Source organism: Pantoea anthophila (assembly GCF_006494375.1).
In the GTDB taxonomy this organism is placed as follows: Bacteria; Pseudomonadota; Gammaproteobacteria; order Enterobacterales; family Enterobacteriaceae; genus Pantoea; species Pantoea anthophila.
In genome coordinates, this window is the sequence record NZ_VHIZ01000012.1 from 69,247 (window position 1) to 82,208 (window position 12,962).

12 protein-coding genes and 1 pseudogene are annotated in these 12,962 nt (G+C 54.3%); 7 read left to right on the forward strand and 6 right to left on the reverse strand.

Features of this window, described 5'->3' with window-relative positions; translation table 11 throughout:
* Nucleotides 1-60 precede the first annotated feature (60 nt).
* The gene (gene yeaG, locus FJW00_RS01715; protein WP_009089877.1) at nucleotides 61-1,995 is read right to left on the reverse strand and encodes a protein kinase YeaG; all 1,935 of its coding nucleotides are present in this window, start codon (nucleotides 1,993-1,995) and stop codon (nucleotides 61-63) included.
* A 420-nt stretch (nucleotides 1,996-2,415) separates the two neighbouring features.
* On the opposite strand from yeaG, the gene FJW00_RS01720 reads away from it, so the two are divergent.
* Together FJW00_RS01720 and FJW00_RS01725 are read left to right on the forward strand one after the other, a co-directional pair.
* Nucleotides 2,416-3,165 (forward strand): MipA/OmpV family protein, encoded by a 750-nt coding sequence (locus FJW00_RS01720; protein WP_009089879.1) that lies wholly within the window; start codon nucleotides 2,416-2,418, stop codon nucleotides 3,163-3,165.
* Nucleotides 3,166-3,237: 72 nt separating this feature from the next.
* Complete coding sequence (locus FJW00_RS01725) at nucleotides 3,238-4,089, forward strand: aldo/keto reductase (RefSeq protein WP_140922929.1); 852 nt, start codon at nucleotides 3,238-3,240, stop codon at nucleotides 4,087-4,089.
* On the opposite strand, the gene FJW00_RS01730 is transcribed toward FJW00_RS01725, so the two are convergent.
* Together FJW00_RS01730 and gapA are read right to left on the reverse strand one after the other, a co-directional pair.
* Nucleotides 4,086-4,985, reverse strand: coding sequence for a D-hexose-6-phosphate mutarotase (locus tag FJW00_RS01730; RefSeq protein ID WP_046101934.1), 900 nt, complete (start codon nucleotides 4,983-4,985; stop codon nucleotides 4,086-4,088). The genes FJW00_RS01725 and FJW00_RS01730 overlap by 4 nt on opposite strands.
* A 74-nt stretch (nucleotides 4,986-5,059) precedes the next feature.
* Nucleotides 5,060-6,058, reverse strand: coding sequence for a glyceraldehyde-3-phosphate dehydrogenase (gene gapA, locus FJW00_RS01735; RefSeq protein ID WP_046101933.1), 999 nt, complete (start codon nucleotides 6,056-6,058; stop codon nucleotides 5,060-5,062).
* A 341-nt stretch (nucleotides 6,059-6,399) separates the two neighbouring features.
* Between gapA and msrB the strand changes: the two genes are divergently transcribed.
* The gene (gene msrB, locus FJW00_RS01740) at nucleotides 6,400-6,810 is read left to right on the forward strand and encodes a peptide-methionine (R)-S-oxide reductase MsrB (RefSeq protein WP_046101932.1); all 411 of its coding nucleotides are present in this window, start codon (nucleotides 6,400-6,402) and stop codon (nucleotides 6,808-6,810) included.
* Nucleotides 6,811-6,815: 5 nt separating this feature from the next.
* Nucleotides 6,816-7,097 (forward strand): YeaC family protein, encoded by a 282-nt coding sequence (locus FJW00_RS01745; protein ID WP_009089887.1) that lies wholly within the window; start codon nucleotides 6,816-6,818, stop codon nucleotides 7,095-7,097.
* 30 nt (nucleotides 7,098-7,127) lie between these two features.
* Here FJW00_RS01745 and pncA read toward each other — a convergent pair whose 3' ends face one another.
* From pncA to sppA, 3 genes are all read right to left on the reverse strand, one after another.
* Nucleotides 7,128-7,736, reverse strand: a complete 609-nt coding sequence (gene pncA / locus FJW00_RS01750; protein ID WP_058957288.1) for a bifunctional nicotinamidase/pyrazinamidase — start codon at nucleotides 7,734-7,736, stop codon at nucleotides 7,128-7,130.
* A gap of 17 nt (nucleotides 7,737-7,753) precedes the next feature.
* On the reverse strand, nucleotides 7,754-8,767 hold the full coding sequence (gene ansA, locus FJW00_RS01755; RefSeq protein ID WP_140922930.1) for an asparaginase: 1,014 nt from the start codon (nucleotides 8,765-8,767) through the stop codon (nucleotides 7,754-7,756).
* 85 nt (nucleotides 8,768-8,852) lie between these two features.
* Nucleotides 8,853-10,715 carry a signal peptide peptidase SppA gene (gene sppA / locus FJW00_RS01760; RefSeq protein WP_009089892.1) on the reverse strand — a complete coding sequence of 621 codons (1,863 nt, stop codon included), beginning with the start codon at nucleotides 10,713-10,715 and terminating at the stop codon, nucleotides 8,853-8,855.
* Nucleotides 10,716-10,888: 173 nt separating this feature from the next.
* Here sppA and FJW00_RS01765 point away from each other — a divergent pair, with 173 nt between their 5' ends.
* The 3 genes and pseudogenes from FJW00_RS01765 to FJW00_RS01775 form a co-directional block, all read left to right on the forward strand.
* Nucleotides 10,889-11,440 (forward strand): NAD(P)H nitroreductase, encoded by a 552-nt coding sequence (locus FJW00_RS01765; protein WP_009089893.1) that lies wholly within the window; start codon nucleotides 10,889-10,891, stop codon nucleotides 11,438-11,440.
* Nucleotides 11,441-11,628: 188 nt separating this feature from the next.
* Nucleotides 11,629-11,946: pseudogene (locus FJW00_RS01770) on the forward strand (toprim domain-containing protein); the annotation flags it as partial.
* An 81-nt stretch (nucleotides 11,947-12,027) separates the two neighbouring features.
* On the forward strand, nucleotides 12,028-12,962 hold a 935-nt coding region (locus FJW00_RS01775), incomplete at its 3' end, for a site-specific integrase (protein WP_140922931.1).

A 12,962-nucleotide genomic window follows, 5' to 3' on the forward strand; every position in this document is an offset into this window, starting at 1 on the left:
GGCCGGGCGAACCCGACCTGTGGTGCCGGTCTGACAACCCGGCATGCTTACAGACTCTTATCAGGACGACTTGCGCACTCGCAGATACCACTCACAGAGCAGGCGAACCTGTTTGCGGGTATAGCCTTTTTCCATCATGCGATCGACAAAATCATCATGCTTTTTCTGCTCATCGGTAGAGGTCTTGGTGTTGAACGAGATGACCGGCAGTAACTCTTCCGTGTTCGAGAACATCTTTTTCTCGATGACGGTGCGTAATTTCTCGTAACTGGTCCAGTTCGGATTACGACCGTTATTGTGTGCCCTGGCACGCAGCACGAAGTTCACGATCTCGTTACGGAAATCTTTCGGGTTACTAATCCCGGCGGGCTTCTCAATCTTCTCAAGCTCCGCGTTGAGCGATTCACGATCGAACAGCTGTCCGGTATCGGGATCGCGGTACTCCTGATCCTGAATCCAGAAGTCGGCGTAAGTAACGTAACGGTCAAAGATGTTCTGACCATATTCAGAGTAGGATTCCAGATAGGCGGTCTGAATCTCCTTGCCGATGAACTCAGCATACTTAGGAATCAGATAGCCTTTAAGGTGCTCAAGGTACTTCTCAGCCTGCTCCTGCGGGAACTGCTCTCGTTCAATCTGCTGCTCCAGCACATAGAAGAGATGGACCGGGTTAGCCGCCACTTCTGTGTGGTCAAAGTTAAACACCCGCGACAGAATCTTAAAGGCAAAGCGGGTCGACAGGCCGTTCATTCCCTCATCCACACCGGCGTAGTCGTGATACTCCTGCCACGACTTCGCTTTCGGGTCGGTATCTTTCAGGCTTTCACCATCGTAGACCCGCATTTTGGAGTAGATGCTGGAGTTCTCCGGATCTTTCAGACGCGACAGGATGGAGAAGCGGGCCAGCGTTTCCAGCGTTCCGGGCGCACAGGGCGAGGTGGCCAGCTCACTGTGGTTCAGCAGCTTGTCATAAATCTTGATCTCTTCAGAGACGCGCAGGCAGTAAGGCACCTTAACGATGTAGACACGGTCAAGGAACGCCTCGTTGTTTTTGTTGTTGCGGAAGGTGACCCATTCGGATTCGTTGGAGTGCGCCAGGATGATGCCGTTGAAGGGCAGCGCCGAAATTCCCTCGGTGCCGTTGTAGTTCCCCTCCTGGGTGGCGGTCAGTAACGGATGCAGCACCTTGATCGGCGCTTTAAACATCTCCACGAACTCCATAATCCCCTGGTTGGCGCGGCAGAGGGCACCGGAGTAACCATAAGCATCCGGATCGTTCTGCGCGTGGTTCTCCAGTTTACGGATGTCCACTTTACCCACCAGCGCGGAGATATCCTGGTTGTTCTCATCACCCGGTTCGGTTTTCGCGATGGCCAGCTGTTCCAGGATGGATGGCCAGACTTTTACCACCTTAAAGCGGGAGATATCGCCACCGAAATCGTGCAGCCGTTTAGCGGCCCACGGCGACATGATAGTGCCCAGGTAACGACGCGGAACGCCATACTCTTTCTCAAGGATGTGCGCATCTTCCTGCGGGTTAAACAGGCAGAGAGGGTGATCGTTCACCGGACTGCGCTCGCCGTCGGCGCTCAGCACATAGATGGGCACCCGCTGCATCAGCGACTTGAGTCGTTCCGCCAGTGACGATTTACCGCCACCGACCGGGCCGAGCAGATAGAGAATCTGTTTCTTCTCTTCCAGTCCCTGGGCGGCATGTTTCAGGTAGGAGACAATCTGTTCAATTGCCTCCTCCATACCGTAGAACTCCTCAAACGCCGGATAGCGTCCCATCACACGATTGGAGAATATTCTGGAAAGGCGTGGCTCCTGAGCAGTGTCGACCATTACCGGCTCTCCGATAGCCATTAACAGTCGTTCTGCAGCGTTGGCGTATGCACTGCGATCCTGCTTACAGATGGCAAGAAATTCCTGCAGTGTGAACTCTTCGTCCTTGGCAGCTTCATAACGCTGACGATAGTGATCGAATATATTCATAGCGATGCCCGTCCTTTCGTTTTTAGCACAGGTAAGGAGCGTAATTAGAGGCTTGTAGCAGCTCCCGGAAGATATTCTCTGTTGAGTACAGCAACCCTTATGCCAACCTGATCTTTTTTATCGGGATACACAACGTTTGTGGTTACTCTGCTCGTCCAAACTCTTTGCTGTTACTTCTAACTGTAGATGGCTTCTAAGAAATTTCCTCCGTGGGTTTGCGTGAATGCGGGGAAGATCAACGGCAATTTTGATTTGTTGTGAGATGGGTTCAACTGACTGAAGCATTAACTTAACGTACTTTTAACCTTTAATGCCACCTGCATCGGTAACTGACTTAAAGGATTTTGATATAAGTTAATCCAGCGGTAAAAAACCGTTAGACTTAGGGTTTGATTGTTATATTTATGGAATGAATAAATTGTGAACCAATTCAAATTTAAGACGCTTGTTGCCCTTCTGCCCTGTTATTTACTTACCGGGCAGGCGAGTGCCGATCCGCTTTCTCTGGGGGCATCGGTCATCTACGCAGAGTCACCGTATCGCGGCGGACAGGACCGGTATCTTCCGGTTCCGGTGATCAACTACGAAGGTGAAAACTTCTGGTTCCGCAGCCTGCAGGGCGGTTACTACCTGTGGAAAGATCCGCAGAATCAGCTGTCGCTGACCCTGCTGGGGTCACCGCAGGAGTACAAACCCAGCGACAACGATCTGGGCGACATGAAAGGACTGGATAAGCGCCGCATGACGCTGATGGGCGGTGCCACTTACCGTCATACGGCGGACTGGGGGATTGTCCGCACCGCGTTGCTGGGTGATGTGCTGAACAACAGCAACGGCGTCATCTGGGACCTGACCTATCTTTATCGCTTCCAGATGGGCGACTTCAGCCTGACGCCAGGCATCGGTGCCATGTGGAACAGTGCCAATCAGAACCGTTATTACTACGGTGTCTCCGGTCATGAGAGCGCCCGGACCGGCATCAGTCGTTATAATCCGGATGACAGCTGGTCACCTTATGTTGAGCTGAGCGCCAGCTATCAGATTGACACGCAGTGGAACGTCGGAGTAGTAGGGCGTTACACCCGCTTTGACAGCGAAATCAAAGACAGCCCGATGATTGATAAAAGCGGGCAGGCGACGGTCTGGACCGGCGTCAGCTACAGCTTCTGAGTATGCACTAAAAGAGGGCGTTTACCGCCCTCTGTTCTTTTACAGGGCCCCGTAATGGAGTAAGGGAAGAGAATGCGCAACAGAATCACGTTTGCCGGCCATGCGTCGCTGCCGGTTATCGGTCAGGGCAGCTGGTTTATGGGTGAAAATCCGTCGCAGCGTGCCCGTGAAGTCGCTGCCCTGCAGGCCGGACTCGACTGCGGGTTACGGCTGATTGATACGGCCGAAATGTATGCGGATGGCGGCGCGGAAGAGGTCGTCGGTGAGGCGCTGCGCGGCCGCCGCGATCAGGCCCTGCTGGTCTCCAAAGTCTATCCCTGGAATGCAGGTCATTCGGATGCGATTGAAGCCTGCGAGCGCAGTCTGCGCCGGTTACAGACCGATTACCTCGACCTCTACCTGCTGCACTGGCGCGGAAATATTCCACTGGAAGAGACACTGCGCGCGATGGAAACGCTGCAGCAGCAGGGCAAAATTCGTTTCTGGGGCGTGTCAAACTTCGATACAGATGACATGGCCGAACTGTGGGATGAACCCAATGGGGAACACTGTGCGACCAATCAGGTTCTCTACCATCTGGCGTCACGCGGTATTGAGTTTGATCTGTTGCCAGCCTGTCAGCAGCGTGGCGTGCCGGTGATGGCCTACTGTCCCCTGGCGCAGGCGGGTCGGCTGCGGGATACGCTCTTTACCGATCCTCTGCTGACTCAGATTGCACAGCAGAAGGGCATCCGCGTGGCGCAGCTTCTGCTGGCGTGGGTGATTCGTAAGCCTGGCGTGATCGCTATCCCTAAAGCCAGCTCTGTGGCCCACGTGCAGGAGAATGCTGCGGCGCTGGAGGTGGTGCTGACCGACGAAGAGCTTCAGCTTATCGATCGCGCCTGGCCTGCACCGCAGCATAAATTACCGCTGGATATCGTTTAGCCGATAGCCTTGTCGCTGGCGGCGGCTTTCTTTTTCAGACGGAACGTCGTGGCCAGCCGTGCCGGTTTCTCGCCCGCACTGCGTAGCGGTTTACTGATGCGCGCGGTTTCCACGCAGACCATCGTTTTATAACCCTCATTCGCCATATCGGCCATGCTACAGGAGAGTTCTACGCCGGGGTTCCAGGTGACAACGTCACTATGATGGTGATGATAAACCTCGACCTGACGCTGACCCGCTGTGTCATGAATCACCGAGCAATCTTCCGGCGCGGTGAAGATGCGGTCGATGCGGCCTGGATAACGCTGTCTGCCGTCGCTGCTGCCGGTCTCGCCGTTGTTCACTTTATCGATATAGCTGTTGCCGAGACCGGAGACCTCTACACCGCTGATATCGCTCACGCTGAAGTAGCTGTGCAGCGCCGCCGTGGCCTCATAATCACCATAGGCTTCCAGCTCAATCTCGCAATGCTCACCCAGACGGAAGCGGGCAATCAGGGTGAACTCATGTGGCCAGAGTTTCAGCGTCTGGGGATTGCTCTCCAGCACCAGCGTCAGCATCACCCCCTCGTCATTTTCGTCATGCGCGGTCAGCTTCCACGGCTGAACCCGGGCAAAACCGTGTGCCGGTTCACCAGCGGGGCCAAACCAGGGCCAGCAGATCGGCACGCCGCCGCGAATGGCTTTACCCGGTGAGAAGAGGCTCTTATCACTCAGCCAGAGCACCGGCTTTTCACCGCTGGGTTGCCAGGCGATCAGGTGTGCGCCCTGCAGCGTAATCGCCGCCCGGACTTTAGGATGGCTGACGACAATGGTCGGTAATTCACCCACCTGGCGCTGCGAGAGGTAAGGGGAGATCTGCGTGACTACCGGCAGAGAAAACAGTTTGTCTTGCATGTTCGATTCCTTCCTGTGCGGATCAAAAAAAGGGCGACCGAAGTCGCCCTTATTCTCAATGATGTCTGGCTGCCTTATTTAGCAGAAACCAGTGCAATCAGGTCGAGAACTTTGTTTGAGTAGCCAGTTTCGTTGTCATACCAGGAAACCAGTTTCACAAAGTTGTCGTTCAGCGCGATACCCGCTTTAGCGTCAAACACGGAAGTCAGGACTTCGCCGTTGAAGTCGGTAGAAACCACGTCATCTTCAACGTAGCCCAGAACGTCTTTCATCTCGCCTTCTGCAGCAGCTTTAATTGCAGCACAGATTTCTTTGTAAGATGCCGCTTTTTCCAGACGCACGGTCAGGTCAACAACGGAAACGTTAGGGGTTGGAACGCGGAACGCCATACCGGTCAGTTTGCCGTTCAGCTCTGGCAGAACTTTGCCAACGGCTTTCGCTGCGCCGGTTGATGAAGGGATGATGTTCTGCGATGCGCCGCGGCCGCCGCGCCAGTCTTTGTGAGACGGGCCATCAACGGTTTTCTGCGTAGCAGTGGTCGCGTGAACGGTGGTCATCAGGCCTTCAACGATACCAAACTTGTCGTTGATGACTTTTGCCAGCGGTGCCAGGCAGTTAGTGGTGCAGGATGCGTTAGAAACGATATCCTGGCCTTCATATTTGTCGAAGTTTGCACCACGAACAAACATTGGGGTGTCATCTTTAGATGGACCGGTCAGAACGACTTTCTTAGCACCTGCGGTGATGTGTTTGCGTGCGGTTTCGTCGGTCAGGAAGATACCGGTTGCTTCTGCAACAACGTCAACGCCTGCTTCATCCCACTTCAGGTTAGCCGGGTCACGCTCAGCAGTAACACGGATTTTTTTACCGTTTACGATCAGTGCGCCATCCTGAACCTCTACGGTGCCGTCGAAACGACCGTGAGTAGAGTCATACTTCAGCATGTACGCCATGTAATCCGCGTCCAGCAGGTCATTGATAGCAACGATTTCGATGTCAGAACGCTTCTGTGCAGCACGGAAAACGATGCGACCGATACGGCCGAAACCGTTGATACCTACTTTGATAGTCATATATTCCACCAGCTATTTGTTAGTGAATAAAAGGTTGCCTGTAAAATTACAAAAACCTTACCAGGCGTCAAGCGGAATCGTGTCAATTGTTGCGACAAATCAATTCGCCTGAGAGGAATTATTCGGTGCGCAACCGCTTGCGCGCCGCCAATGATATCGCGCTTCATTGAATCAATCGCCGAATATATAGGGATGCTCCGGATAAAAGGTGATCGAAGTCACAAATCCGCTTTGCAATGGGCAGAGTGAAAGGGTGAGCACAAAAAAAGACCCGGGTTATGTTGATCATTTGTTAGAATAATAGACGAAATTTTCAGAATGGCACTGCCCGGAATCCTAAAATGGCTAAAGAGACCGCACCCGAAGCAAAAATTGCGCAGCTGACTGAAATGCAGCGCTACGTTACTCAGCATCGCGGAACGGAACCGCCTTACAGCGGCGCCCTGTTGCACAACAAGCAGGAGGGCATCTATCACTGTCTGGTGTGTGAAGCGCCCCTTTTTCTGTCAGAAACCAAATATGACTCAGGCTGTGGCTGGCCCAGTTTCTATCAGCCGGTCAGTGATGAGGCGATTCGCTATATCGAAGACAACTCTCACGGTATGCAGCGTGTGGAGATCCGCTGCGGCAGCTGTGATGCGCATCTCGGGCATGTTTTCCCGGATGGTCCGCAGCCCACCGGCGAACGTTACTGTGTAAACTCCGCCTCGCTGAATTTCACCGATGAGCAGGGCGAACAGACCAGAGGGTAAGGGCGATGAAGGAACAACTGGAAGCCATGCTGGCGTCAATGACGCCGGAAGTCTATCAGCGTCTGGCAACGGCGGTGGAGATCGGTAAGTGGCCCGACGGCGTGGCCCTGACCCAGGAGCAGCGTGACAACTGCCTGCAGCTGGTCATGATGTGGCAGGCGAGACACAACGATGCGCCGCAGCACATGACCATCGGCAAAGGGGGGGAGATGGTGATGAAGTCAAAAAAAGAGCTGAAGGAAGAGTTCGGCATTGAATCGGATGTGACCCGTATTCATCTGCACTAAAAAAAAAGCTGGCGTCCTGCCAGCTCTGTTTTAAATCAGAACCGCGCCCTGCGCGGTCATCTGCGCAAAGGCGATCTCGCTGTCTTCAGGATTCAGATTCACGCCGCGGCAGCCCTCTTTGACGACCTCAACGTGATAACCCAGCTCCAGTGCATCCAGCACGCTGTATTTAACGCAGTAGTCGGTCGCCAGCCCCAGCATCACCAGATGAGTGATGCCACGCTCGCGCAGCCAGCTGTCCAGCTCGGTTTTACGGCGATGACCATTGTCAAAAAAGGCGCTGTAACTGTCGACATCCTGGTCCTGACCCTTGTGGAAGGTTGCATCGAACAGCGAACGATCCAGGCCGGGGTGAAAGTCTGCGCCGGCCGAGCCCTGTATGCCGTGATCCGGCCACCAGATCTGTGCCAGACCGTTCAGCTCACCCAGGGTATAGACCGGCTCACCGGAGACCGAGGCGAAACTCCCATGGTCGGCCGGATGCCAGTCCTGCAGGGCCAGCACGCATTCCCCGTTCTCGCGAAAGGCTCGCGCATAGCGATTTGCCACGTCGACCGTCTGGTCTCCCTCATGGACTGCCATCGGGCCGCCGGGGCAAAAATCGTTCTGTATATCAATAATGATGAGTGCCCGCTTCATTCTGATTCGCTCCGTAGTCAGTCTTCGGTCAGTTCGCCGCGCAGATTCTGCTGCATCCGGGCGCGGATTTGATCGGCAGAGAAATCCTGGCTGAGTAAAAAGTGTAGTTTGGTCAGTGCCGCTTCCACGGTCAGATCCGATCCGCTGATCACGCCCGCATGCTCCAGCGCATTGCCGGTGGCGTAGCCGCCCATATTGACCTTGCCTGAAATACACTGGGTGAGGTTCACCACGACGATGCCACGTTCGCTGGCCTGTTGCAGTTCAGCCAGAAACTCTTTGTTCTGTGGCGCATTACCTACGCCATAGGAGCGGAGGATCAGCGCTTTTACCGGCTGACGCAGGAAGTTACGCACCACATCCGCAGAGATACCCGGATAGATAGTGACCACGCCAATCGGCTGCGGGGTAATGGTGTGCACTTTCAGCTCACCCTGACCGGCAGGGGCCGGCGGCGTATTAAGGCGGCGGATATGAATACCCGCTTCCAGCAGCGCCGGAAGGTTAGGCGAGGCAAAGGCGTTAAAGCCATCGGCATGCGCCTTGGTGGTCCGGTTACCGCGATAGAGCGTGTTGTTGAAAAACAGCGACACTTCGCTAATCGGATAGTTGGCCGCCACATAAAGGGAGTTCAGCAGATTCTGCTGACCGTCCGAGCGTAATTCCGCTAACGGAATCTGCGAGCCGGTGACGATAACCGGCTTGGCCAGATTTTCCAGCATAAATGAGAGCGCGGAGGCGGTGAAGGCCATGGTGTCTGTGCCATGCAGGATCACAAAGCCGTCATAGCGATCGTAGTTCTGGCGGATATCTTCAGCGATAGACTGCCAGTCCTCCGGCGTCATGTCAGAGGAGTCGATCAGCGGCTGATATTCGTGAATCGTGAAATCAGGCATTTCAGGGCGGTGGAACTCCGGCATGTCTGCCAGCTGTTGTTGCAGGTGGCCGGAAACCGGAATATAGCCCTGCGCCGAACGCTGCATACCGATTGTCCCGCCCGTGTAGGCTACATAGATATTTTTCTTTTGCATGAAAACACTCAGACTTGCCGTAAAACGCGCAGTATAAGGGGAATAGCGGGGAAAAGCAGCCCGACCAGCGGCCGGGCTGCGAGGTTTATCGCACTTCGCCGCAGTTGAGGCAGAATGCGTAACGGTTCTGCGGATCGTTGAGATGGTCCAGCAGACCCGGCTGGGCTTTCATCGCACTCATCACATCCAGCATGGGGGCGGGCAGCCAGGCCTTAAGCGTGGCAGGCAGCACGGCCTGCACTGAGGCATTCATCTGACCCAGGATCAGATCCAGGAAGCCCGGCTCATCCTGATACCAGCTTAGCTGCGGCTTGCTGACTTTGGCCAGCTCACCCGCCTTCTTCACCGCATCGTCAAAGTCACCCAGCGCATCCACCAGACCATTGGCTTTCGCATCGCTGCCGGTCCAGACGTGGCCCTGGGCTATCGCATCGATCTGTTCCGGCGTTTTATGGCGGGACTTCGCCACCAGGCCAACGAAGTTGCGGTAGCCATTTTCGATGGTCAGCTGCATCAGCTGCTGCACTTCAGCAGGCAGCGCCTTGGTGGTGGAAATATCCGCCAGCGGCGAGGTTGCGACACCATCGGTGTGAACCCCGATGCTATCCAGGCTGTTTTCCAGGGTATTGATGACCCCGAAGATGCCAATCGAGCCGGTGAGCGTGCTGGGGTTCGCCACGATATAACTGGCAGGCGTTGAGATCCAGTAGCCGCCGGATGCGGCCATACCGCCCATCGAAACCACAATCGGTTTGCCCGCTGCCTGCGCCGCCGCCAGCTCTTCGCGAATCGCTTCAGAGGCGGTGACGCTGCCACCCGGGCTGTTCACCCGCAGAATAATCGCTTTGATTTTGGGATCGAGACGCGCATCACGGATCTGCGCCGCCGTGGTGTCGCCACCGACGTTGCCCGGCGTCTCTTCACCATCCATGATGGCACCGCTGGCCAGCACCACGGCGATGTTGCCATCCTGCTGTGCTGAGGCGGACTTCACGCTGTAGTCATAGATGCTGACGCTGCGGTAATCGTTAGTCTGCTTATCCAGACCAAAGGTTTTTACCAGCTCCTGATCGGCCGCCGCGCGCGAGTCCAGAACATCGACCAGCTTGTTATCCAGCGCATATTGCGCGGTGTCACCTTTGACTGCATTCAACCCGGCAATAATCGCCGCCGCACCCGGGAACAGCTGTTCCGGCGTAATCTGACGATTCGCCGACACGGTGTTCAGGTAGTTCTGCCACAGCTGACCAATCCAGCGGCTGTCTGCGTCACGGGCGGCAGGGGACATATCATCCCGCAGGAAAGGTTCGACCGCCGATTTGTAGGTGCCGACGCGGAAAACGTGCGAGGTCACTTTCAGCTTCTCCAGCAGGGTTTTGTAATAAAGCCCGTTGGTGGCGAAACCGTGCAGATCTACGGTGCCCTGCGGTGAGAGATAGATTCTGGTGGCATAGCTGGCAAGGTAGTACTGCGCCTGGCTGTAGCTGTCGCCCAGGGCATAAATCGGCTTGCCGCTGTCACGAAATTCCCGCAGCGCTTTACCCACATATTGCAGTGACGGCTGATCGCCGCCCGCAAACTCACGTAAATCGAGCACCATCCCTTTGATGTTGCTGTCATCTTTCGCCTGGCGAATGGCATCGACCACATCAAACAGTGAGTTTTCCTGCAAACGGTCGCTGCTGGCACCCAGTAACTGACGGCCAATTTTGCTGAGGCGGTTGCTCACTGAGGGTTTATCGACCAGCACACCGCTGAGATCGACTTTCAGTGCGCCCTGCTGAATGGGGGCTGAACTGCTGCCTGAGCCACTGACCTGCAGCCAGATCCCTACACCCACCACAATCAACAAAATCAGGAAAATATTCAGAATGAATTCCCTGATAAAATTTAATACCCGCCAGCTCCAGCGGAACAGACCTGCGATTATTCGCCACAATGTGCGCATCAGACTCTCCATAAATATGTAGCAGGAAGTGGCCGCCGCGCGGCCCCGGCTTCCCCGACGAGCTCATCCTAAAGAGCGCCGTGTTAAAAGTCAGCAGGAAATCACCGCGCACTGTTACAAAAAATCTGGCTGTGCCAGGATGAAGGCAACAATACAGAGATCGGGAGAGAAACATGGACGCCCTTGAATTACTGGTAAATCGTCGTTCGGCCTCACGCCTGAGTGAACCTGCCCCGGCGGGTGAGATCCTTGAAAATATCCTGCGGGCGGGCATGCGCGCACCGGATCATGGCACCCTGCAACCCTGGCGCTTCGTCATTGTGGAAAAAGAGGGGCGCGACCGGATGAGCCAGCTGCTGGAACGGGCGGCACGGGAAAAACAGCTGGATGAAAAGGCGATTAACAAAGCAAGTCAGTCGCCGTTTCGTGCTCCGATGATCATCACGGTGGTGGCCCACTGCGAGGAGCATCATAAAGTGCCGCGCTGGGAGCAGATTGCCTCAGCCAGCTGTGCGGTCATGGCAATGCAGATGGCCGCCGTCGCGCAGGGTTACAACGGCATCTGGCGCAGCGGTCCCTGGACCGATGACGAGCAGGTGCGGCAGGCATTTGGCTGCCGGGAGCAGGATGCCATTGTCGGCTTCCTCTATCTGGGCACGCCACAACTGAAATCAAGCACCACGGTTCTCCCGCCTGACACCACGCCTTTCGTGCGTTATTTCTGATCCGCTTTATCCGCTGGCAGCAGGGCGTTCTCAGCCCTGCCTTTTGCACGGTTCCTGTGCGAACGATCGCTAACGCTGCGCGTCATGCTTACGCCAGCAGGCCTGCCAGGCTAACATAGCCCTGAATTTACACCGACAGCCGAGCCGGTTACTCTCCGTTTCCCTGATGTTAAGGACTAGCTGATTCAATGCGTTTGTTTATTGCGGAAAAACCGAGCCTGGGACGTGCGATTGCCGATGTACTGCCGAAACCGCATCGACGGGGTGATGGATTTATTGCCTGCGGCAACGATCAGATTGTCACCTGGTGCGTAGGGCACCTGCTGGAGCAGGCGCAGCCCGACACTTATGACAGCCGCTATGCACGCTGGTCGCTGGCGGATCTACCGATTATTCCCGAAAAATGGCAGCTGCAACCGCGCCCGTCGGTCGCGAAACAGCTGAAGGTGGTCGAGGGACTGCTGGCACAGGCGACAGAAGTGGTGCATGCCGGTGACCCGGATCGCGTACTGTTACGATGTTCTCATTGAATTAGATTGTTACGTAGATAATCTATGAACTTGTGAAACCATCCGGCGGGTAGTCTTATGGGGATCGTGCTTTGGGAACTTCCTGACTTTGTTGTTGATCACGAAATCAGAAGGGAAATTGATGCTGACACTGGCGAATTTTCGATAGACTTTAAAGGTACAGGTCAGCACTTAGGCAAGCTGCCGCTGTTATTTACGGAAGACGGCAGCAGTATCAGGGTCGTCAATAATTGGTTGATTCATTTAAAAGCTAATTTGCGTAAAAAAGAGGTCAATACGCAGGCTCAGGCTTTACTGCATTATTTTACCTTTCTACATGATATTGGTATGTCATGGAATGAGATGCCAATATCTATCAGGCTACGTCCCACCTATGCATTCCGTAAGCATTTGCGAGAAATGTTCAAACAGGGTGAATTGGCACGTAGTACCGCTAACAGCTATATGGGATCAGTGATTAATTTTTATAAATTCTATCTGGCTCGCGATCACTTTTTTGCTTATCCTCCCTTTAAATATGAAGTGGTGCGGTTAAATAGAAATTCATCTCATGAATATATGAGAAGTCATTTTATTCATGTTGATACCACGGATTTAAGATTGAAACTACCTAGTGATACTCGCCATTTTGGGTTGTCACGGAAACTTATTCCATTAAGCAGTAAAGAATGGCAGATCGTCGAGTCAATATACAAAATTCGTGGTATGGGCATTTCAAATAGTGCAGGCAAGGGGAATGAGGTTCCCCTGTCTGAGGAATGCAAACTTGCCATCGAACTGGGTCGATATTCTGGCCTGAGAAGGTCTGAAATTATAACGCTCAGAGCTAAAGAGATTTACAAACCAGATGCTGAACAGCTCAAGAAAAAATATCTTATCAATGCTGAGGGATTACTGCTTGATCCTCGGCAAGGTATTGAAACCAAAAATGGGACAATACGTACTGCTGAGATCCACGCTGAATTAATGCAGACTCTGTATGATTATATTAA